The sequence below is a fragment of the Dehalococcoidales bacterium genome (assembly GCA_041656115.1).
Classification (GTDB): domain Bacteria; phylum Chloroflexota; class Dehalococcoidia; order Dehalococcoidales; family UBA5627; genus UBA5627.
In genome coordinates this window covers 238906-262004 of record JBBAED010000002.1, presented here as the reverse complement: position 1 = coordinate 262004, position 23099 = coordinate 238906, and the positions used below count along the sequence as shown (strand labels likewise).

At 44.2% G+C, this 23099-nt stretch carries 22 protein-coding genes and 1 tRNA gene; 8 read left to right on the top strand and 15 right to left on the bottom strand.

Annotated features, from left to right (window positions below; all coding sequences use genetic code 11):
• The 11 genes from WC958_02545 to WC958_02495 all read right to left on the bottom strand — a co-directional run.
• A partial coding sequence (locus tag WC958_02545) for a sodium-translocating pyrophosphatase (protein MFA5629123.1) occupies positions 1-1460 on the bottom strand: 1460 nt, incomplete at its 3' end.
• Positions 1457-2104 (bottom strand): haloacid dehalogenase, encoded by a 648-nt coding sequence (locus WC958_02540; GenBank protein MFA5629122.1) that lies wholly within the window; start codon positions 2102-2104, stop codon positions 1457-1459. The genes WC958_02545 and WC958_02540, both read right to left, overlap by 4 nt.
• On the bottom strand, positions 2101-3165 hold the full coding sequence (locus tag WC958_02535) for a thiamine phosphate synthase (protein ID MFA5629121.1): 1065 nt from the start codon (positions 3163-3165) through the stop codon (positions 2101-2103). Before WC958_02535 ends, WC958_02540 begins: the two co-directional genes overlap by 4 nt.
• A gap of 430 nt (positions 3166-3595) precedes the next feature.
• Entirely contained in the window at positions 3596-3982 is a 387-nt protein-coding gene (locus tag WC958_02530) for a hypothetical protein (GenBank protein MFA5629120.1), read from the bottom strand.
• Positions 3983-5300: 1318 nt separating this feature from the next.
• Positions 5301-5669 (bottom strand): YraN family protein, encoded by a 369-nt coding sequence (locus WC958_02525; GenBank protein MFA5629119.1) that lies wholly within the window; start codon positions 5667-5669, stop codon positions 5301-5303.
• On the bottom strand, positions 5666-6298 hold the full coding sequence (locus WC958_02520; GenBank protein MFA5629118.1) for a ribonuclease HII: 633 nt from the start codon (positions 6296-6298) through the stop codon (positions 5666-5668). The genes WC958_02525 and WC958_02520 overlap by 4 nt, the downstream gene beginning before the upstream one ends.
• 37 nt (positions 6299-6335) lie before the next feature.
• Entirely contained in the window at positions 6336-7376 is a 1041-nt protein-coding gene (gene mnmA / locus WC958_02515; GenBank protein ID MFA5629117.1) for a tRNA 2-thiouridine(34) synthase MnmA, read from the bottom strand.
• Entirely contained in the window at positions 7373-8077 is a 705-nt protein-coding gene (gene tmk, locus WC958_02510; GenBank protein MFA5629116.1) for a dTMP kinase, read from the bottom strand. The genes mnmA and tmk overlap by 4 nt, the downstream gene beginning before the upstream one ends.
• A gap of 2 nt (positions 8078-8079) precedes the next feature.
• Positions 8080-9618 carry a R3H domain-containing nucleic acid-binding protein gene (locus tag WC958_02505; GenBank protein MFA5629115.1) on the bottom strand — a complete coding sequence of 513 codons (1539 nt, stop codon included), beginning with the start codon at positions 9616-9618 and terminating at the stop codon, positions 8080-8082.
• Between the two features lie 17 nt (positions 9619-9635).
• Entirely contained in the window at positions 9636-10517 is an 882-nt protein-coding gene (gene pdxS / locus WC958_02500) for a pyridoxal 5'-phosphate synthase lyase subunit PdxS (GenBank protein ID MFA5629114.1), read from the bottom strand.
• A 139-nt stretch (positions 10518-10656) separates the two neighbouring features.
• Positions 10657-11487 (bottom strand): aldo/keto reductase, encoded by an 831-nt coding sequence (locus WC958_02495; protein MFA5629113.1) that lies wholly within the window; start codon positions 11485-11487, stop codon positions 10657-10659.
• A gap of 119 nt (positions 11488-11606) precedes the next feature.
• Here WC958_02495 and WC958_02490 point away from each other — a divergent pair, with 119 nt between their 5' ends.
• From WC958_02490 to WC958_02480, 3 genes are all read left to right on the top strand, one after another.
• A complete protein-coding gene (locus WC958_02490; GenBank protein ID MFA5629112.1) occupies positions 11607-11870 on the top strand; it encodes a hypothetical protein in 264 nt (87 codons plus the stop codon).
• 54 nt (positions 11871-11924) lie between these two features.
• Positions 11925-12000 (top strand) — tRNA-Thr (locus WC958_02485).
• Between the two features lie 28 nt (positions 12001-12028).
• On the top strand, positions 12029-12808 hold the full coding sequence (locus tag WC958_02480; GenBank protein ID MFA5629111.1) for a hypothetical protein: 780 nt from the start codon (positions 12029-12031) through the stop codon (positions 12806-12808).
• Positions 12809-12881: 73 nt separating this feature from the next.
• Here WC958_02480 and WC958_02475 read toward each other — a convergent pair whose 3' ends face one another.
• Positions 12882-14030: a GuaB3 family IMP dehydrogenase-related protein gene (locus WC958_02475; GenBank protein ID MFA5629110.1), complete on the bottom strand. Its 1149-nt coding sequence runs from the start codon at positions 14028-14030 to the stop codon at positions 12882-12884.
• 191 nt (positions 14031-14221) lie between these two features.
• Here WC958_02475 and rsmI point away from each other — a divergent pair, with 191 nt between their 5' ends.
• From rsmI to WC958_02450, 5 genes are all read left to right on the top strand, one after another.
• Complete coding sequence (gene rsmI / locus WC958_02470; GenBank protein ID MFA5629109.1) at positions 14222-15037, top strand: 16S rRNA (cytidine(1402)-2'-O)-methyltransferase; 816 nt, start codon at positions 14222-14224, stop codon at positions 15035-15037.
• 50 nt (positions 15038-15087) lie between these two features.
• Positions 15088-15324, top strand: coding sequence for a hypothetical protein (locus WC958_02465; protein MFA5629108.1), 237 nt, complete (start codon positions 15088-15090; stop codon positions 15322-15324).
• A 6-nt stretch (positions 15325-15330) separates the two neighbouring features.
• Positions 15331-17007 (top strand): methionine--tRNA ligase, encoded by a 1677-nt coding sequence (gene metG, locus WC958_02460; protein MFA5629107.1) that lies wholly within the window; start codon positions 15331-15333, stop codon positions 17005-17007.
• Between the two features lie 21 nt (positions 17008-17028).
• Positions 17029-18006 carry a polyprenyl synthetase family protein gene (locus tag WC958_02455; GenBank protein ID MFA5629106.1) on the top strand — a complete coding sequence of 326 codons (978 nt, stop codon included), beginning with the start codon at positions 17029-17031 and terminating at the stop codon, positions 18004-18006.
• A gap of 250 nt (positions 18007-18256) precedes the next feature.
• On the top strand, positions 18257-19174 hold the full coding sequence (locus WC958_02450; protein MFA5629105.1) for a hypothetical protein: 918 nt from the start codon (positions 18257-18259) through the stop codon (positions 19172-19174).
• Between the two features lie 418 nt (positions 19175-19592).
• Here WC958_02450 and WC958_02445 read toward each other — a convergent pair whose 3' ends face one another.
• From WC958_02445 to WC958_02435, 3 genes are all read right to left on the bottom strand, one after another.
• Complete coding sequence (locus WC958_02445) at positions 19593-20006, bottom strand: molybdenum cofactor biosynthesis protein MoaE (protein ID MFA5629104.1); 414 nt, start codon at positions 20004-20006, stop codon at positions 19593-19595.
• A 26-nt stretch (positions 20007-20032) separates the two neighbouring features.
• Positions 20033-21970 carry an ATP-dependent zinc metalloprotease FtsH gene (gene ftsH / locus WC958_02440; GenBank protein MFA5629103.1) on the bottom strand — a complete coding sequence of 646 codons (1938 nt, stop codon included), beginning with the start codon at positions 21968-21970 and terminating at the stop codon, positions 20033-20035.
• Positions 21971-22133: 163 nt separating this feature from the next.
• Complete coding sequence (locus WC958_02435; protein MFA5629102.1) at positions 22134-22979, bottom strand: TIM barrel protein; 846 nt, start codon at positions 22977-22979, stop codon at positions 22134-22136.
• Positions 22980-23099 lie beyond the last annotated feature (120 nt).

The window sequence follows — 23099 nt, the reverse complement described above, 5'->3', positions numbered from 1 at the left end:
ATCCCAATCGCCTGTGTATATGAGAAAAGCAGTGCCAATGCGGTAAGTCCGGCGGCACCGATGGCATAGCCCTTACCGGTTGCGGCAGTGGTGTTACCCAGTGAATCCAGCGCATCGGTACGATTCCTGATTTCTTCGGGCAGTCCGGACATTTCAACGATACCTCCGGCGTTATCGGCTACCGGTCCGTAAGCATCGGTGGCGTCTTGAATACCCAGTGTTGCCAGCATACCGACACCGGCAATCGCAATACCGTACATATCGCCTAACTTGTAAGCAACCAAAATGGCAATAACAATAATAAAAATGGGGATAAAGGTACTCATCAAACCGTTAGCAAAGCCGCTGACAATATTTGTTCCGGCACCGGTTTGAGATGCTTTGGCAACATCAAGAGTGGGTTTATAAACATAGGAAGTGTAGTAGTTGGTACTTTCGCCAATTAAAACACCGGCAATAAGACCGGTCATAATTGCCCAAAAGATGTTAACATCAATTCCCATTCCCCAAACAATAAAGAAGGAAAAGACAGCAGTCAGTATTGCGGAAACAAAAGTGCCGCGTCGCAGTGCGTTTAAGAGCGCCGTCATCTTTAAGTTTTCACCGACTCTGATGGCAAAGATGCCGATTACAGAGGCTAAAATTCCGCCTGCGGCAATCATCAGCGGTAAGAACCAAGCGGATTCCATATCGGGAACAAGGGCCTTATCAAGGGAAGTGGAGAAGACGGCAACCATGCCGAGCGCCATAGTGGCAATAATTGAATCGACATATGATTCAAAAAGGTCGGCGCCCATACCTGCTACATCACCGACGTTATCGCCGACAAAATCAGCAATAACTGCGGCGTTGCGATGGTCATCTTCGGGAATGCCTTTTTCAACTTTACCGACAATGTCGGCTCCGGTGTCTGCGGCTTTAGTAAAAATACCGCCTCCGACCCTGGCAAAGATAGCTACCGATGAAGCTCCGAAACCGTATCCGGGGATGATAGCTATAAAATTGGGATCGTTACCGAAGATAAGATAGAGGATGCTTAAACCGAGAATACCGATACCGACTACCGATAATCCCATCACGGCGCCGCTGCGGAAAGAAACACGCAAACCCTGATTAAGGCTCTCTTGCGCCGCTGTTGCTGTTCTGGAGTTGGATCTAATGGCAATGCTCATACCGACAAAGCCGGCCAGACCCGAACAAACAGCTCCAAAGATAAATGAGAAGGAAACCCCCCAGCCGAGGGCGGGAACAACTCCCAAGATTACCGCAACGATAACAACAAAAATTGCCAGTATGCGATATTCTCTTCCCAAGAAGGCCAGAGCGCCTTCTTTGATGGCATTCGAGATTTCTTGTACCTGTTTACCGCCTTCGGGCTGTTTAAGCACGTAGCGGGCGAACAAACCGGCAACAACTAATCCAAGAACGCCTGCCAGAATTGAGAAATAAATTAAACTCAATGCTGTATTCTCCTTTCGTAATATTTTTCTAATTTATTTTCTAAGCTTTGCTGCTGAAGAATCAAAATTAAATCACCGCGGGTTTTTTCGAGTACCCCGCGAAAATTGTCGGTGGTACGGCGAAGACCGGCGGTAATTGCATCGGGGAAATCAATCGTAACAAGGGTGTTATAAATATCGTCCATAGCCTCTAAAAGCTCTTCGCCGCGGGATTGGTCGCCTTTTCTTATTCCGTCGAGCAGATATCTCCTTAGTTCTCCGATTGCTTCCCCCAGACCGTTAAGATATGCGGCATAATCCACGCCGATTTCATCGGGGGTCGGTAAGCTTTGACCGGTTATAAGGGCATATGTGGCATAGCCTTCGGCAAGTTCTTTTTGGGCATCATGAAGAAAACCGGTGTTTCTGAGTTCGCTGCAGGTATTGATGGCGGCTTCGGCCTCGGTAAGAAGGGCTCTTGCCGTTTGCAGCATTTCTTTGGCTTTGTCGAATTCTTGTCTGTGAATAGCCCTAATGGCATTACTGCAGTAGCGGATGGCCTCGCGGCAGAGGGGCAGGGATTTCTCGCGGGCAGCATCCTTTTCTGAAAAGTCTTTTCTGATTACTTCGGCGATTATATCCAGTTTATCCGAAAGCTCACTCATTTGTCAGACTTATATCCCTTTATAAGTTGTATTGTGGCTTCTTTCAAAGAGCTAACCTCCGGCTCGACACTAACGACCGTTGCCGATTCAGCGCCACAGGAAATCACTCCGCATATACTATCATAAATTATGTTATCCAGTCCAACTATCGGCAGACCTGTTTTTTCTTTTATGCAATGTAAATTCTTAGCTCGGGCGGGTTCTGTATCTGTTTTGAAATCATGGTCAAAAATTGCCGAAAGAGCAATATAATCTGCTCCTTCTTGCTCGGCAAAAAGGGCTTCTTGGGAGGTTTTGACGGTGTAACCGATTATTTTATCTATTGGCAGCAGCTTACGTGCTGTCGCTATGGGGATATCCTCAGCCCCGATATGAATCCCGTCGGCGTCCGAAGCGATTGCGATATCAATATGACCCTTAATTATAAACAGGGCATTGTATTCTTTACATAACTTGCCAATTTCAATGACTTCTTGCAGCAGTTTGTCTTTAGGTGTGGTTTTATCGCTTAACAGAATAATTTTAGCTTCGCTGTTCAGGGCTTGCTTTGCAACTTCTGTCAGGTTTTCATTTTTAACGTAGGCGGTATCAATAATAACAACCCGCCCGTTGATTTTAGCGGATTTATCTTTACGGAGTAATTTAGAAATAATTGTCTTTTCCGTAGTGTAAAGTTGAAAGCGGGCTTTTTCAAAATCGGCAGGGTTTAACTCAATTCCGGGGGTTTTGGCGAGTTCTTCGATAACCCTTAACGATTGTTCGATACGGCGGCAGTTGGCAATAACCGATGTATGTAAGCTTCTCTTTTCGAGTTGTTGTTCTACTTTTATGTCGGCGCCGACGTCGGAGTTGGCTTGTCTGGCTTGGATTAGTTGTTTTTTGAAGGTAAAATCGACATCCTCAAGGTCGTGCCGCATTTCTTTTAACTGTCTTGATAGAGTGGCATCATTAAGAATCAACCTGGCGATATCTTCAAGCAAGCGTAAACTCTCACCGATGCGGTTTAAGTTGGCATCGATAATACGCAGGGTCTGACCGGCAAACTCTTCGGATGAATTCATTTTACTTCCTTGGAAATAGGTGAACTTTATTAAAGTGTGTTTAATTCTAACACAAGGAAGAAGATAGGGGAATATTTTTTGGCATTGTGGTTTATCTTTTCTCGTTCGCTCTGAGCCTGACGAAGGACATGAACGGCTGGGGGGATACCTTGTCTTTGCGAGACCATTCCTGTAGGTAAGGCGAAGCAATCTCTAATAAATAAACTCCACTGTTTTTCAGAGCGAAGCGAAGAATCTCATATAGATTAAATTCCTTGGAGATTGCCACGTCACTCGCTAAGGGCTCGCTCCTCGTAAAGACGTTTATAACTTGTCATTCTGAGTTTTCGGTTCAATATAATCTATTTGACTTTTTTTGTAGCAAGATGCGATAAAAAACAAAGGCATTATTAAACCTATCGCTATAATTATCTTGTACACATTTTATACTTCATAATGCTTCTATTTTAAATTCTTTTCTAAATATCGATATTGCCAGCATAATCGTAGCTACAATACCTAAAATCATCGCAGGGTAGCAAAAAATGGAGGCGGTAACCCCGGCCATAGCAATCCATTGATTTTTCCTCTTTATAGAATATATACCGCCTGTAATAGCAAGTATGCTCGCAATCAGTGCGATTAGCCTTAATCCCCCGAAGGCAATAAAATAGGCGATGCCAGGAGGGGAAGGAATATCACCTGCATAATATCTGATATATTCAATAATTAAAACCCCAACGATGAACAGGATAGAAATACCTGCAGCTACGATACTCAGTATGCCACTGGTAATAGCATTTGAATACCGGAAGTTTGTTTTGTTTGTTATAGTCATGGTCTATAAACTCTCCTTAGTTTTCTTTTTGATTTTAATTTAAACATTTTTAATCTCCTTAATTTTCTAAATATCATTTTTTACAAACTGCATCCCTAGCCCAATCCCTGTGCTAAAAGGGCAGGGCATTCTACTATCCACTTGCCATACCCCGTATGCTTTTTGCAATACTATATAAAACATAATTTTGCCTCGAGTGTATTTTTTAGTAGTACTAATTTACTATCAATTTCCCTTGTTTTTTATACTCTACCACTTAAATCTTAACAAAACCTGAACAAATCCCTGTTTTTTAAAAATATTTTTACCCCCTTTTATAGGATAACCGCATTTTATTAAAAAGGTTGCATTTTTTGCCCTTAATTTGATTCTACTCTTCAAAGTGAACCAATACAATAACCGAAAGTACTAAAAAGGCAGTATTGTTTGTTATTGTCATTCTGAGCCTGCCGAAGAATCTAGGGGTTAGAGGATAGTGCACCGTTCGGTAGCGTATTTACGGCAGGATGATACCTCTTTTTTGTTTCCGAGGTCACCTAACAGCCCACATTTCCCGTCCTCTTAGATCCTTCACTTCGTTCAGGATGACAAGAGAGGAAAGCGGGATGACAAAACCCCTGTCTTTGCGAGCGCAGCGAAGCAATCTCTAATAAATCCGTAGGAGATTGCCACGTCACTCGCCGAAGGCTCGTTCCTCGCAAAGACAATCCAAATTCCGAGCGCCCTGAGCCTGTCGAAGGATACGAACGGCTGGGGGAAGACCTCTATCTTTGCGAGCGCAGCGAAGCAATTCTCCCTTGTCTTTGCGAGACCATTCCCGCAGGGAAGGCGAAGCAATCTCATATAGATTAAATTTCTTGGAGATTGCCACGTCATTCGCCTAAAGGCTCGTTCCTCGCAAAGACAATCCAAATTCCGAGCGCCCTGAGCCTGTCGAAGGGTCTGAGCTTGCCGAAGAATCTGGGAGTTGGTGGATAGTACACTGTTCGGCAACTCTTTATACGGTAGGGCGATGCCTCTTTTTGTTGCTGAGGGTACCTTACAGCCTACATTCCCCGTTATCTTAGATCCTTCACTGCGTTCAGGATGACAAGAGAGGAAAGCGGGATGACAAAACCCCTGTCTTTGCGAGCGCAGCGAACCAATTCTCCCTTGTCTTTGCGAGACCATTCCCGTAGGGAAGGCGAAGCAATCTCTAATAAATTTTCTGGAGATTGCCACGTCGCTCGCCAGAGGCTCGCTCCTCGCAAAGACGGTAGCGTCATTCTGAGCTTGTCGAAGGGTCCAACGAACGGCGAGGAGCTTTGTTTAATAAGCCTTATCCTTCAATTGCATTTCTGTAATGCTCGATTCTTGTCTGCTTATGGTTACGGTCCAGTTCCACGGCGACAAAATCAATCCGCCAATCCTCTTGCATTTGGTCTTTTTCTTCAAGATAGGTATAAGCCGTATCTATTAAGTGCTTCTTTTTACTTTCTGTTATCGATTCTTCGGGCGCACCGAACAAATTTCCGGTCTTGGTGCGAACTTCCGTAAAAACAATACAGTTTTTTTCTTGAGCAATAATATCTATTTCCCCGTGAGGGCATCGGTAGTTGGTTTCAATTATAACCAGGCCATTATTTTTGAGGTGATTTGCGGCGAGGGATTCTCCGAGCGCGCCGATTTCTTTGCGCGAGAGCTTCAACGTAAATACATTCCTTTGATTGGGCGGAAAGTACGGCGGTGTATCGGGCAGGGGCCGAGTTCATTAAGGCACGAAATGTGCTCTGCGGTCCAATAGCCTTTATGTTTACATAATCCGTAACCCGGGTACAACTCATCCATTTCATCCATCAATTTATCCCTGTAAACTTTAGCTACAATTGAGGCGCAAGCAATTGATAAACACAAGCCGTCTCCGTGAGGGATTCCCTTTTGCGGCAGGTGTACATCCTGCAATTTTAGGTAGTCTATAAGCAGGGTATCCGGTTGCGGATCCAACTTTTCAATTGCCAGTTTCATTGCAAGTTTTGTAGCTTGTAAAATATTTGTTACATCGATAATTTCGTTCGATACGACACCTATTCCGTATGCAACGGCTTCTTCGCGAATAAACGGATAAAGATATTCGCGCTTTTCGGCGGTTAGTAACTTGCTGTCCGCTACCTGTTTTAACCAGTCTCTTTTCATTTTTGAAGGAAGAATAACTGCCGCCGCAACTACCGGCCCCGCTAAACAGCCGCGCCCGGCTTCATCAACTCCGGCAATGCAACGGAATCCTTGCTTGGTTAATTTCTTTTCTTCATCGAATGTCGGTTTATTAGCAGACTTCAATATTCTTCCTTTGATTGGATTTATTATTAGGTAAGGATTAGCTCATTGAGAAATCGGGGGATTCAATTATACCCCCGCCCAATACCTCATCCCCGCGATAAAAAACAATTGACTGCCCGGGTGTTATTGCCCATTGAGGATGTTCAAATTCCACATCGCAATAATTACCGTCAAATTTTATTTTAACCGGCGATTCGGGGGCTCTGTAACGGATTTTGGCATTTATTTGCTCCGTGTTAAGCGGGGCATTCCCCGATACCCAAGTTAACTCACCGGCGCGCAGTTTGTTTAAGAAAAGCTGTTCGTATTCCCCAAGAATAATAGTATTATTGAACGGGTCCAGTTTAACAATATATTTCCTGCTGCTTGACGCCAATCCCAGCCCCTGTCTTTGCCCGACGGTGTAATAGGCGAGCCCTTTATGTTCTCCGATTATTTTGCCGTCGGTATCCAGGACATTGCCGCGTTCGGTGGGTACATTTTCATGGATAAACTCATCGTATCCGTTTTGTGGGATAAAACAAATATCGTGGCTTTCATGCCCTGTAACGGTGCTGATTCCAAGTTTTGCGGCGATTGCTTTTACTTCCTTTTTGGTAAATCCTCCCAGCGGCATCAATAGATGTTTTAACTGTTCCTGTTTTAACATATAAAGAAAGTACGATTGGTCTTTAACGGAGTCAACCCCCTTAAACAGTTTGAATTCCGCGCCTGTTTCCAAAATATGGGCATAATGTCCGCTGGCCAGATAATCCGCCCCAAGCTCTTTTGCTTTTTCAAAAAGTGCGTTGAATTTGATGTGATAGTTACAGCGGACGCAAGGGTTTGGGGTTTTTCCGATACTGTAACTGTAACAAAAAGGCTGAATTACTTCTTCGTTAAACTCTTTTTTAAGATCTACCACATAGTGTGGGATAGCTAACTTCTCGGCAACCTGCGAAGCCGATTCGATTTTATCATCACTGTATTCGGAAATCGACATTGTAATTGCAAAAATATCATAGCCCCTGTCTTTTAAAAGCAGACAGGCGACAGAAGAGTCAACACCGCCGCTAAGAGCAACCCCTATTTTTTTCATTCTGCTGTTCCTTCCCCGGCATTCTCATCGGGTTCCGTGTAATCCGTTGCCGAAAAAGTTTCTTCGATTTCAATCTCATCATCGTTTTTCTGTTTGATTAGCGGGCGTACTTTTTGCCAGATTTCCCGGGCAATTTCTTCTTTGCTTTTTGACGCATCGATTACAAACCATCTTTCCGGTTCTTTGGCCGCCAGTTCCAGGTAGCCTTTGCGAATTTTATTGTGAAAAGTGAGGCTTTCCTTTTCGAAGCGGTCTCTTTTTTGCCCGTGTTTACGTGCCAGTCCAATCCCCGGCAGGATATCCATCAGTATTGTAAGATCGGGTTTTAATCCGCCCGTTGCCAAATTGTTAATCTCATTGATTGTATTCATATCCAGCTGGCGCCCAAAACCCTGATAAACAAGGGTGGAATCGGTAAAACGGTCGCATATAACGATTTTACCTTCCTTTAATGCCGGGCGGATAACACTTTCAATTAAATGACAGCGTGAAGCATTAAACAGTAAAAGCTCGGAGAGCGGAGAAATAGGTTCGGTTTGCCATTTAACGCACCTTGAAATTTCCTCCCCGATTTGTGTTCCGCCGGGTTCTCTGGTTTGAATTGCTGCGATTTCGTCACGTGCCAGTAGCTTTAAAAGTACACTGGATTGGAAGCTCTTGCCGCTGCCTTCACCGCCCTCAAAAGTAATAAACAAAGACATAACTACGATTCCTTAAATATACTTACCCGCCGGTTGGGTTCCCTGCCGGTGCTTTTGGATAAAAGATTGTTTCTTTCGGCAACGATATGTTGCAAACGGCGAATATAAGCGCTTTGCGGGTTTAGCTCAACAGCCTCCGTGCTTTCTTTGGCAATATCCACCGCTTCTTCAGCCTCTTTAATCGCTGAACCTAAAATGTAACTTCTGCCTTCGTTTTTGCTGATAACAGCTCCGGGGTGGATGGTTGCCAGCATTTGTTTGAGCTGGATTGGGGTGTGTTTGCGGAGCACATAAACCGGCAGATTGGATGCTTCGGCATCACGTATTTTTTGCGGACGGTTACGATAATAAGTTTTAGAAGTTATCATCATATCCGCATCGTTAAGATTATCCACCAAATTCAAGGTAACATGCAGCTCCTTGGCCGCTTGTTCCAGACGGACGCGGTTAATACCGAAAGGGTAGAGCTTCGGCGACGGTTGCCTTTTTTGGGGTGTGCTTTCGCGCGATTTGGATGGCTTTTCTTTTACGTCAAAAAACTCTTCCCTTTTAATAACGACTTCACAGTTACTATCCAAGGAGCGCGTTTCGGTTGTTGCCGGATATCCGCGAAGAAGAGCATCTATCGATGCCCCAACATCGGGGTGGACCGCAACTTGGTACCTGTCTTGGATTTCAATTACTATATCAAAAGTCGGCGGTGATTTGCGCTCTAAAATGGTTTTTTGAGTGCCGCGCCTTTTTGCTTCTTCATCGCCTAAAGTTACCGATTGTATTCCGCCAATCAGGTCGGAAAGGGTTGGGTTTAACATCAGGTTTTCAAGTGTATTACCGTGCGCCGTACCGATTAACTGAACGCCTCGTTCGGCAATTGTGCGGGCGGCCTGCGCTTCCAATTCGGTGCCGATTTCATCAATTATAATCACCTGAGGCATATGGTTTTCGACTGCTTCAATCATAACGGCATGCTGCATGTTGGGGGAGATTACCTGCATACGGCGTGAGCGTCCGATGGCAGGGTGCGGGATATCTCCGTCGCCGGCAATTTCGTTTGAAGTATCAACAATTACGACACGCTTCTTTGCCACTGTCGAAAGTACACGCGCCGCCTCTCTTAGCATTGTCGTTTTCCCGATTCCGGGGCGTCCTAACAGTAAAACGCTTTTATCCGATTGAACCAAGTCTTCTATTATTTTAATGGTGCCGAAAACGGCGCGTCCGGCGCGGCAGCTAAGCCCTACAATTTTACCTTTACGATTGCGGATAGCCGAAATACGGTGCAACGTGCGCTCAATACCGGCACGGTTATCCTCACCGAAACTGCCGATTCTTGCGGTTACGAAGTCGATATCATCTTGGGAAACTTCTTGCATGCTCAGGCATACGTCGCTATTTGGGAAACGCGCTTCCGGATAACGACCGAGATCCAAGACGATTTCAAGCAAAAAATCTATCTCTTCTTGTTGCTGTAACGGTTGGCGGATATGCGGCGGCAAAATCTCCAGTAATGCGTTAAGTTCTTCATCAATTACTCTCGGCAAATCGAGCCTCCCGCAATTTACGATCCCCTTGATGAGAGCATTTGGTCTTCGGGGATTTGTTTAATTTCGATTCCGGGCATAGCCTCACCCAAGTTTCGGCTAACCTCGGCAATAATTTCGTAGTTTTGATAGTTGGCGACCGCTTTAACGATGGCTTTAGCCCTCTTTTCGGGGTCTTCCGATTTAAAGATGCCTGAGCCGACAAAGACACCCTCGGCGCCGAGCTGCATCATTAAGGCGGCATCGGCCGGTGTGGCAACGCCTCCGGCGGCAAAGTTAACAACGGGTAGTTTACCGGTATCGCGGACTAATTTAACCAGTTCGTAGGGAGCGCCGTTTTCTTTGGCAAAGGTAATCAATTTTTCTTGCGGCATGTTGGCAAGCTCTCTGATGCTATCGGTAACCGTGCGCATATGCCTAACGGCTTCAACGATATTACCGGTGCCGGCTTCGCCTTTGGTGCGAATCATTGCGGCGCCCTCGGCAATACGCCTTAAGGCCTCGCCGATATTGCGGCAACCGCAAACGAAAGGCACTTTGAAATCGTGCTTCCAGACGTGGTTGGTTTCATCGGCAGGGGTTAGGACTTCGGATTCATCAATAAAGTCGATGCCGATTGATTCCAATACCCTGGCTTCAACAAAATGACCGATACGGCATTTAGCCATAACGGGAACAGAAACGGCCTTCATAATATTTTCGATAACGGAGATATCGGCCATGCGGGCGACGCCGCCTGCGGCACGGATATCGGCGGGCACTCTTTCGAGGGCCATAACGGAGCAGGCGCCTGCGGCTTCGGCGATTTTGGCTTGTTCGGGGTTAACGACATCCATAATAACGCCGCCTTTAAGCATTTGGGCGAGTCCGGATTTAACTTTGTAAGGGTTGGATTCCATGAAAAAACTCCTTTAATAATTGCATAGATTATTGTACTCTTAGTACATTGGACTTATCAAGCGCAGAGGTGCTGTTGCCTTCTCCGAAAGTCCCCAAAAACTGATAATTCAATCTTGAATAGCACAAGGTTTTATCGATTTAAGCTTCTTTTTCAGGGTTCCAGCAGATGCGCAAATCTTTATGAAATGATGTTACTTTTTGCATATCTTCCGCGGATATTTCAAAGTCGAATACATCCGCATTTTCTTGGATATGCTTTAGCGATGATGCTTTCGGAATAACAACCAGCCCCGATTGTAACGACCATCTGATAAGTATTTGAGCAGTGCTTTTACCGTATTTGGCGGCAATGGACGCCAGTTCGGGGTCATCCAGTTGGTTGCCGCGCGTTAAGGGGCTGTAAGCCTCAACCTGAATCTTTTTTGAATTGCAGTAATCCAATAGATCCTTTTGATAAAGGTAAGGGCTAAATTCCATTTGATTTACCGCCGGAATAACAAGCGCTTCTTTTAAAAGTTCGTCCAAATGCCTGATTGTAAAATTACTGACACCGATGGCGCGGCATTTATCGGCAGCAAGCAGATGCTCCATTGCCTTCCATGTTTCGGTATACATACCGCTTACCGGCCAATGTACCAGGTATAAATCGACATAAGTAAGCCCTAAATCCCGCAGGCTTTTTTCAAGGGCGGCAATCGTATTATCGTAACCGTGGTCTGTATTCCAGAGTTTGGTTGTTATAAAGAGGTCTTTACGCGAAACTCCGCTTTCGGCTAAAGCCTTGCCGACATTAACCTCGTTGTGATACGCGGTTGCCGTATCGATATGTCTGTAACCGCTCTTTAACGCCCACCCAACTGCTTTTTCGGCGGCCTCTCCGGTTATTTGCCATGTCCCCAAGCCTAACACCGGCATTTGCACGCCGTTATTTAAAACTGTTGTCGCGTTAATATTGAATTTGTTATCCATAACTAAAATCTACCTCATTCCGAATAAATCTTGATGTAAAAATTCAAAACGCTTTCCAAAAACATTGACATTGTTTGCGTATAACAATCATAATCATTATACATAAACGGAGGTACATTTTGGAAAATCCTTATGAATATGCGATGGCAACCGAGTTTGTCTTTCAAAAACAGGACGATGATATTTTATCCGACGGACCGGATTATAAAAACCCTGAACTACAAAAGGCCTTTGCGTTAAAGGTTTCAAAAACCTTAAATAATATCAGTAAATCGCTACCAAATCTTAACGGCGGGGGCTGGCTGATAATTTCGCACAGCGTTAGCCAGGTGGACGGCGGTATTTTACTTTCGTTTCTGCTGCAACGTCCGAAACGCAGCTAAACCCTCTTTTTGATTTTTTATCAACAGCGGGGTTTATGCTATACTTTAGCTAAAGCCAGCGTAGCTCAGTAGGTAGAGCAGCGCTTTCGTAAAGCGCGGGTCGGGGGTTCGAATCCTCTCGCTGGCTCCACTATTATCCTTATATTTTGGGAGGGAAGATGGGTCGTTTAATTGATATATTAAAACAGGCTTCGCATTCCGAGCCGCCGCCTTTGGGTTTCAGAACTGTCCAAAAAAACTTAAAACCGAAACTGCTTGTTATTGCTTTGGTCGGTCAGGCGGATTTATCGGCTGGAACGGATATTGCCGATGTTGCGGATGCGCTGCTGTTTAATGCTCAAAAAGCTGCAGATGTTAAAGCTGCCGAAAAAGCTGCCAAAGCGGTTAAAAATATTCCGTGCGGATGCCGCCTCAACGGTTCCGTAAAAATTGATTTTGAGAAAACGGTACTCGACTTTGTTGTTTTTGATGATAATATCCCGGCCGCTTCTTTATTGAAATCCGAAAAAACGGACAAAGTAATTGTTGTTAATAACGAAATGCCTACCGAAATGATCCGCGTTTTGGATACAATGCCTCAAAACGCTTTTTTCCTGGATGAAAAACAAAACGAAAAATTCTTGCTTACTTGGCAAAAATTAACCGTTTACAAGCGTTTTGCACTTTTGACATCCAAACCGCTTTTGGTATCCGTGCCTTTGGGGTTAAGTGTTGATGAATTACAGGCGATTTGGGATATGGGGGTGTGTGGGGTGGTAGTGCAGGTTAACGATACCGAATCACTTGAGGCGCTTAAAAAATTCAAAAAGGATACGGAGAAACTTGTCGTTCCTTCCAAACGCAAACAGGATAAATCGAGAGCGATAGTGCCTCAGGTGCCCAGAGAAGCACCGGTTGCTGCCGATGCCGGTGACGATGAAGACGAAGACGACGAATAAGCACATATAATTCCGCATATAAAAAAGCCCTCGTGTTTTGCGAGGGCTTTCGTTTTTTAGTCCTTAATTATCGTTACTTGGAAGCAAGTCCGCTCATCTGATAAAACTTGCCTTCGCTGGTTATTGAAGGCGCAATTACCATTTCAGCCTGCTGTAATTCCCTGATTGTTGCCGCTCCGCAAACACCCATCGTCGTGCGCAGCGCGCCGATTAAGTTCTGGCTGCCGTTGGTTATCGAAGACGGGCCAAACAGGATTTGTTCGTAAGAGCTATTAACACCGACTTTAATCCTTGTACCTCTGGGAAGGGAAGCGTGCGGATTAGCCATTCCCCAATGGTAACCCCTGCCCGGGGCTTCTTTGGCTTGAGCCAGTATTGAACCGAGCATTACCGCATCGGCACCGGCAACAAATGCCTTGCAAACGTCGCCGCCCTTGCGGAAACCACCGTCGGTAATAACAGGGACGTATCTGCCGGACTCTTTTTCGTAATCATCACGGGCGGCGGCACAATCCATTGTTGCCGTAATCTGAGGAACGCCGATACCAAGTACTTCGCGAGAAGTACAGGCGGCACCGGGGCCGACACCGACCAGAATGGCCGCAATACCGGTTCGCATCAGTTCCAAGCAAGCGCTGTAGCTGACACAGTTACCGACAACAACCGGAATCGAAATAGTATTGCAAAGCTCTTCAAAGCTCAAACCCTTGTAGCTTTTTGAAATGTGGCGGGCGGTGGTTACCGTTGAAGCAACAACCAAAATATCGGCTCCCGCTTCTACAATAATCGGCGCAAGCCTTTTTGTGTTAGCCGGTGTAACCGAAACGGCACAGACGGCGCCTTCTTTTTTAATTGCTTTTATACGCTCCGCTACCAGGTCATCTCTCATCGGCTGGGAATATATTTTTTGCATTAAGGCGGTAATTTGATCGTTGGGGGCTTGCGCTATTTCTTCTAAAATATCATCCGGTCTTTCGTATCGTGTTTGAATCCCTTCGAGGTTTAAAACCGACAAGCCGCCGTAATTACTCATAATAACGGCTGTCTTGGTATCGGTTACTCCGTCCATTGCCGAAGCAATCACCGGCAATCCAAAGGTTATATCACCGATTTTTAAATCCAAATTGGTTTGGTCGGGGTTTATCGATACGTCTCCGGGGACTATCGCAACTTCGTCAAAACCGTAAGAACGGCGCAACTCTTTATATTGGGGTACACTCATAACTTTTCCTCCTTAATGAAATTAATATATAGTATACGGTAGCAGTTAAATGGTTAAAAGAAAATAAAAAAAGCGGTTTGCTAAATTTAATTGGTTATTATATCACAAACAGTAGCAGGTCTGCATATTATTTTCTAGACTCTGAAAACCGATTACGTTATAATGTAAAAAATAAGGAAGACAAAATATAAATGCCTAGCCTGTATATTGTGGCGACCCCCATTGGAAACTTGGAAGATATTTCCCCGCGAGCTGTCAGGATTTTGCGTGAGGTAGATTTAATTGCTGCCGAAGATACACGTAAAACCAGGATACTACTGGACAAATACGAGATAAAAACGTCCCTGACAAGTTATTACGAGCATAATAAAATAGATAAGCTGGACTATATCTTAAGCCAACTGGAGCAGAAAGATATAGCCATTGTTTCGGAAGCCGGGATGCCGGGTATTTCCGACCCCGGATACGAGCTGGTTGCCGCCGCTGTTGAAAAGGGTTTTACGGTTGTACCGATTCCCGGACCCTCGGCAATCATAACGGCTCTGGCTGTTTCGGGCTTGCCGACAGATCGTTTTACTTTTATCGGTTTCCTGCCGCGCAGAATCGGCGACAGAAGAAAGGTGCTTACAACAGTTCTTTCCGAAACCGGTACAATAATCGCTTACGAAGCGCCTCATCGCTTGCAGGCGGCATTAAGTGATATAATATACGTTTTAGGCGACAGAAGAATTTGTGTTTGCCGTGAACTTACAAAAATGTACGAAGAAGTCTTTCGGGGAACGGCTAGCGAGGCGCTGGAACACTTTAACGATCCGAGAGGCGAATTTGTTCTTGTGATTGACGGCAAAGCCAAGGAAAAACCACAGCTTACCGGCGATGTAATCAAAAGGCTTGAGGCATTACAGCAAGAGGGGTTAGGGGCCAGAGAATCTGTGGAAAAAGTGGTTAAAGAAACTGGATTAGCGAAAAAAGAAGTTTACCAGGCGTGGCTGAAACTTTTATCGTAATCCGTTTGTTAATATCTGATTGATGATTAAAAGGAGTTAAAGAGTTAAATATGAGAAGGGGATGTATCTCATTAGGCGGAATTAACTGCGATATTTGTAATCGTGTTATTCAATATCCGGAGAGGTATCTTTGCGTTGATGAAGAAGACGGCAAAGAAGTTGAAAAGGGTGAGACCGTGCGCTACTGCGTAAAATGCGCCCTCGATAAAGGATATGCGCATTATAAAGTGGAAAAAGGCGAAAAAATCCTTTCCTTTTTTACCGAATCGGATTTTAATCAGGAATAAGGCGGTATGAGAGAAAAAATACTTATCGGAGTGGCTTGGCCGTATGCCAATAGTTCGCTTCACTTGGGTCATATTGCCGGAGCCTACCTCCCGCCGGATATTTTTGCCCGTTATCACCGTACAAAGGGCAATCTTGTTTTAATGGTATCGGGGTCGGACGTGCACGGCACACCGATAACGATTCGCGCCGAGCAGGAGGGGGTAGAGCCTTCCGAAATTGCCGAAAAATATCACAAGCAATTTTTAGAGTCTTTTAAAGATTTTGGAATAACGTTTGACCTTTTTACCAGTACCGGAACCGAAAACCACCGGGAAGTATCGCAGGATATCTTTATGACCCTTTTTAATAAGGGGTACATTTATAAGGATACTGTCTTACAGCCTTATTGCTCTAAATGCAACCGCTATCTACCGGACCGTTACGTAGAAGGAACATGTCATTTATGCGGTTACGAGGGTGCGCGCGGGGATCAATGCGACAAGTGCGGGCAACCCTTAAACCCGAATGAATTAAAAGCCCCACGTTGCAGAACATGCGGCACAACCCCTGAGTTTCGCGATTCCGAACAGTTCTTTCTTAAGCTTTCCGCTTTTGAAGACGAGCTGTTGACATGGGTTAAAAAACAGAAACATTGGCGCGCAAACGTTGCCAATTTTACAATCGGCTACCTCCAATCCGGATTAAAAGACCGGGCAATTACACGTGATATCAGTTGGGGGGTTCCGCTGCCGTTTGAGGGCTATGAGGGCAAGCGCATATATGTTTGGTTTGAGGCGGTTATCGGTTATCTGTCAGCCTCCAAGGAATGGGCAAAAGCCGGTGGTAACCCCGATAAATGGCGCGAATTCTGGCAAGCCGATGACGTTAAAAGCTATAATTTCATCGGGAAGGACAATATTCCTTTCCATACCATAATTTGGCCGGCGATGCTTTTGGGATACGGAGGTCTTAATTTACCTTACGATGTTCCTGCCAATGAATACCTCACCATTGAGGGCAGGAAACTTTCAAGCAGCTTAAATTGGGCGGTTTGGCTGCCGGATTATCTCTCGCGCTACGACCCCGACCCGTTAAGATATTTACTTTCGGCGAATATGCCGGAATCCAGCGATACCGATTTCTCATGGCGTGAATTTGTACGCCGCAATAACGACGAGTTGGTAGCGACATACGGTAATTTGGTTCAACGCGTTCTGACTTTTACTTACCGCAGTTTTGACGGTTGTGTTCCGGATCCGATCGATATAGATGATGAAAACCAGGTTATCTTGAAAAAAACCGAAGCGACGTTGGAAAAAATGGGGGAATTGATAGCCGCGTGCAAGTTTAAGGAAGCCATTCGAACAGCAATGGCATTGGCACAGGAAGCTAATCGCTATCTTGAAGAAAAATCCCCTTGGAAGGTTATTAAAATCGATAGGCAAGCGGCAGCGGTAACCCTTTATGTGGCAATCTCGGTTATTTCCGGCCTTAGAACCGCATTTTATCCTTTCCTGCCGTTTAGCTCTCAAAAATTGCACGAATATCTCGGTTTTGACGGTAAAGTGGAAGATGACGGATGGCAATTACGCCTTCCTTCGCCGGGGCAAAAATTATTACCGCCCCAGCCGCTTTTTACCAAGCTGGATGAAGAGATTATCGAACAAGAAACCGCTAGACTCGGCAAAAGCGATGAAATATAAAACGATAGGAGAAATATCGTCGTGGATATAAAACAAGTTTATTCGCTCGTTAAAGACGGGCTTACCGGGGTTGAAGATAAGTTTAAAGTGCTTGCGTCCGAAAAGAGTAAGACCTTCCCCGAACTTCATAAAATGCTGGAACAAATTTTAGGTTCCGGCGGTAAAGTGGTGCGCCCTTTACTGGCACTGCATTCCGGCAGTTTGTATAACTATCAGCACGAAAAGTTGGTTAATATGGCATCTGCCAGTGAACTAATGCATATTGCCACGCTTGTCCATGACGATGCTATCGACAAAGCCAACGTGCGCCGCGGACGGGCAACAATTAACAGTATTTGGGGTGTGGATAGGGCCATTATTTTTGGGGATTACTTGTTTGCCAAGGCCTCACTTTTTGCCATTGCCACCGGCAATTTGCGTGTGGTCGGGTTATTTGCCGAAACGCTTGAAGCGATTTCTCACGGCGAATTGAAACAGGGGTTCAGTTCCTTCCAAATCAACCAAACGTTTGATGATTATCTTGAACGGATTACCGGTAAAACAGCGGCTCTTTTTGCTTTGGCAACCGAGGGCGGGGCGGTGTTGGGGGGAGCCTCCGAAGAAGAAATCAAAGCGATGAGAGATTACGGAATCAATTTAGGAATCTCCTTCCAAATAGTAGACGATATCCTTGATTTTACCGCCAGCGAGAATGAGCTGGGAAAACCGGTTGCCTCTGATTTAATTCAGGGAACAATGACATTGCCGTCGATGATGCTTTTGGAGCGTTTCCCGGGCGATAACCCCGTCCGACGTATTTTCAAAGATGAAGGCGATAAGCAAGAAAACGTTAAAGAAGCGATTTCTTTGTTAAAAAGCACAGACATTATTGATGAGTGTTATGATACAGCTTCAAAGTATAGCAATATGGCAAGGCATAATTTGGATGCTGTGGCGGACGGGAAAAACCGTCAGGCGCTTCTTGCCCTTACCGATTTTGTGGTTAAGCGCAATAAATAAATGCGTTAAAATAAGGTTTAATTATGAGAATGCCTCCTAATTTATGGGAGGCATTTTTGTTTCTTAAGTTTTGATAACTCTGTGCCATTTTATCTTTAAACAAAAAAACGCCCGTTCATAAAAACAGGCGTTTTCAAAAAGTCCGTTATATTAAACTAAACTTACTTGCAACTTTTCGTATCAAGGGAGTGCCTAATATGATAAGTTTGCTATATAATACCCCTAAACGAAAGGATAGGGGGTTTAAAAAATGTTTGACAAAATATCTTCATTTTTCCAAACAGCAAATGAAACCATCTCAACAATACGTTGGTTATTGGGGGTGTTGGCTGTGATGGGTATGATAGCTAGTGTTACAGGCAAGTGGCTAGAGCAATTAAATGCAATACAACTTTGGGGATTAATTATCGCAATAATCACATTATTATTAATCGTAATAACCTTTATTATAGACTGGAAAATAAAAAAAGATATAGAGAGTATTCCAGATTTGATTGAAAAAATAGACGTTATTACCTCTAATTTTGTAGACGATTATTCATTAAATTTGTCAGAAGAACAATGGAAAAATTTATTTAATGATTATCAAACTATACTTGGAATAGATTTTCATTCTTTATCAAAAGCAATAGAATATAATAAAGATAAAAAAGCTATAGAAAAAGAATTTGATACAGTTAACAGAGCGTATATGAGAAAAATATCTATAAACGGTATAAATAATAAAACAGAGCAAGCCCTTCTGGACTTAGGGGATATGAGCAGTATATTGGATACCTATCATGCAGGGTTAAATGAATTAAAGTCTACACATAAATATAAGCATTACGAAAAAAGGATAAAGTCCCTACAAAGAAAAGCCTCTTCAGCATATATAAGTGTACAAATATCGAATTATTTTACAATATCAGAAAGATATTATTATATGCTACTTAGTACAAAACCACTTTATGAAAACCCTATATTAAAAGAAAAATTACCAGCTAGAATCTATGCTAAAAAGAGCCAATTAAAACCATTAGTAGAAAGACAAATATCAATATTAATCGCAGGTGTTAGAGAAGCTATACTCAAACATAAAGAGCGAAATTTGAGGGATAATATATCCGAACAAAGTAATGGAAAAGGCACGGTACAAAATCGAGCACAGAGAAGGGCAAATAAATGAGCTTTGTAATAGCAAAAGAGATACCGCCGCATTCAGGGAATTGGTATGGCTATTAATTTGAGACTGTCCATGAAGGCGGAAAGATAATTCAAAAATACATTCGATACTTAGGAAAATCAGGCACATATCATAAACCCATAATCAGGAGAAAGCCGCACAAAAGTAATGCGTGCCTTAAAGAATAAAAACACCCTGCAAAGGTTTACCGATGGTTGGCTGGTTCACTATAACTTTTTTAAGCCTCACATGGCATTAAATAACAGATCACCTGCTGAAGCCACTGGTCTAAAATATAATTCTCGTAGTTGGGCTGATATTATTGGTTTTGAGAAAGCTCCTATAGCCCAGACTCTTAAGCCAGAGCCAGTTAAAGGAGTGCCTAATATATGATGCGAGAAGTTACAAGTACCAAACTAAATTAGCACTTCGGTTTGTAATCCAAGCAAGTACCATCGGTATAGGTTTCCTTTTTGGATGTCGGAAGCCCTTCCTTGAATTTATCAATGGCAAATTGACAAGCGGCAAAGCCTTCTTGGCGGTGTCCCGTCGATACGGCGATTACGACGTTATTATCGCCGACATTCAGTTTTCCAACCCTATGGACGATTGCCATGTCGTTTACAGGCCATTTCTCTTTTGTATCGTCAACAATCTTTTGCAGCCTTGCTTCGGCATCCCCGTCCTCGTTGCCGTACTCAACGGAAACAACCCGTTTTTCGTAAGAATTATCCCTGATAAGCCCGATGTAAGCAATAATCCCGCCGCTGGCATCATTGCGAACGCTGTTAAGTACATCTTCAATCGGTATAACGCTGTTAGTAATTTCTACCATTAATTAAGCTCCTTTTTAAATTAAAACTATGCAGCCCCGGGGGCTTGTTTAGGTTGCTTGATTAAATCGGCAACTTTTTCTTTCGGCCCTTCATCGACAACAGGTTCAACTGCGGGAACTTCCTTTGCCGATTCTGTAGAGATATATTCCTGCAGCTCGGCTTCCAATGTTTCCACCGGCTCGGTAAACAGTTTTTCCAATTCGTCGGCTTCAATGGTTTCTTTCGCCATTAAATATTGAGCAATATGTTCAAGCCGGTCTCTGTTTTTAAGCAATATCTCTTTGGCACTGTCGTAAGCCGTCTGAACAATATTATTAACTTCGTCGTCGATGATGTTTGCTATTTCATCGCCGTAATCGCGTTGTTCGGATATTTCGCGCCCCAAAAAGATCATTTCCTGTTTATTGCCGAATGTTCGGGTTCCCAATTTATCGCTCATACCGTAATCGGTTACCATTTTATGTGCCAATGCTGTTGCGCGGCGGATATCATCCGATGCACCGGTACTGATTTCATCAAATATAATTTCTTCTGCGATACGCCCGCCAAGCAGGGTTGCCAGCATATCTTTAAACTGAGAACGCGTTAAAAGATAGCGGTCCTCGGTCGGCAGCTGCCTGGTATGACCTAAACTCATCCCTCTGGCGACAATCGAGATTTTATGAACAGGGTCGGCATTGGGCGACATTCTGGCAACCAGCGCATGACCGGCCTCGTGGTAGGCCGTAATCTCTTTTTCTTTCGGGCTGATTTTGCGGCTTCTTCTTTCGGGGCCGGCAATAACCCTGTCAATTGATTCTTCGAGTTCAGCCATCCCGATACTCTTTTTACTGCGGCGGGCAGCTAGGATAGCCGCTTCGTTAACTAAGTTAGCTAAATCGGCTCCGGAAAACCCGACGGTTTGTTTTGCCAGCGATTCCAAATCGGCCGTTTTGTTTAAAGGCTTCCCTTTACTGTGTATTTTTAGGATAGCCTTCCGCCCGACAATATCGGGGCGGTCAAGTGTAATTCTGCGGTCAAAGCGCCCGGGCCTTAGCAAGGCTTCGTCTAAAATATCGGGTCTGTTGGTTGCCGCAATTACAATAACGCTGGTATTCGTATCAAACCCGTCCATCTCAACCAGAATTTGGTTAAGGGTTTGCTCTCTTTCATCATGGCCGCCGCCCATTCCGGCGCCGCGCTGACGCCCGACGGCATCAATTTCATCAATAAAAATAATACAAGGGGCATTCCGTTTGGCTTGATCAAATAAATCACGGACACGCGAGGCACCCACACCGACAAACATCTCAACAAATTCACTGCCGCTAATCGAGAAGAAAGGCACACCGGCTTCACCGGCGATGGCCTTTGCCATTAGTGTTTTACCGGTACCGGGGGGGCCAACCAAAAGGATACCCTTGGGAATGCGTGCCCCTAACGATTGGTATTTTTCACGTGTTCTCAGAAAATCAACCACTTCAAAAAGTTCTTGTTTGGCTTCATCCACACCGGCGACGTCATCAAAGGTAATCGTCGGAGTGCTCGGGGTTAACATTCTGGCCTTGGAACGCCCGAAATTCATTGCTTGGCTGTTGGCGCCTCTGGCTTGACTGAATAAGAAAAAGATTAAAAGCCCGAATATCAGAAGCGGTAAAAAGCTGATTAACAGACTTCCCCAATTAAATCCGCTGCTTTTAATATCTACTTCTACGTTTTGTAAAATGAAACCGTCTATTTCGTAAATACTGACGTTGGCTTCTTTGTATGTTGTAAATTTCTTGTTGCTTGTATCAACAATTGTAAGCTGGCTATCGCTTATTTCGATACTGACTATTTTCCCCTCTTGCGACATTAATATGGCATCGCTCAAAGAGATTTTTTCCGGTTTGGGTTCACCGGGCCATATAAAAGTAGAGAAAAGAATGGCAAGTACAATTATAGCCGCATAGACTATGATTGTACGCTTCCAATTTATCTTCATAATTTACCTCGAAAAATATAATAAAAAATCGGTGACTGCTTTAGTCATTTTAGTGGGAGCTCAGGAAATAAAAATATTACATGTATCCTACATTATAGCAGAAATGATGTCACACATAAATTATAACGGAATAGCGGCCGATAAGTTAGCGCTTAAAATAATTTTATTTTAAGGATTCGTAGGTTTGTTTCAAAAGAAGAGTGTCCTCTTCCATTATCGGGCTTTCACAGATTAACAGACCGCTGACATTGTAATCTTTTAAAACTTGGAGCAGTTCCGTGTATTGCATATCCGCTTCTTCAAAAGGAAGATGTTTTCTTTCGCCCTTTTCGGTGTATTCGATTCCCGAAACGTGGATATGCATATCGTTTAAAGACTCTTTTCCGAGTGTCGATACCAATTCATCGAGGATGGATGCAAATTCCGCATACGAATTGTAGGCGCCGGTGCGCGCGTGCCAGTGGGCGAAATCGATGCAAGGCTTGGTGTTAGGCAGTTCGGAGCAAAGGTTGGCAATTTCGGTAATTGTGCCGAATTGGCTGATTTTACCGCTGACCTCGGGTCTTAAATCAATCTTAACGCCCTTTTCGTCCATTTTTTCCAGCACCTCGGAAAGAGCTGTTTTAACTGTTTGGTAAGCCTTTTCGGGTGGGTCTCCCATATAATAAGCCGGGTGGAAAATAACGCTTTTGGCACCGCATAAATAGGCGATTTCGGCCGCACTGAAAAGGTAGCTTTGGCTGATTCTGATTTTTTGCGTTTCTCTGGCGTTAAAATTAAGGGCGTAGGGGGCGTGCGCCGACAGAGCTACCCCGTTTGCGGCGGCAACTTCTCTGACTTTTTCGGCATTGGCTTTGGTGATGTAAACCTGTTTAACAAATTCAAGTTCCATACACCCCAATCCCAGTTCCGCCACCCGTTCAATGCCTGTAACGGTTTGTAACTCACCGCTTGGGGCCTTCGGTGTGCTTAAAGGGATTCCCGCTGTTCCGAATAATAATTTAGACATAATGATAACAGTATAACATATCATCGTCGGTTTTCGGCAAAACACTCGTACTTTTATCGAAAACGTGGTTCTTGATAATAAAGTTAATGCGCTTCTGCGAGGTTTATTTTGTTTGTGTTA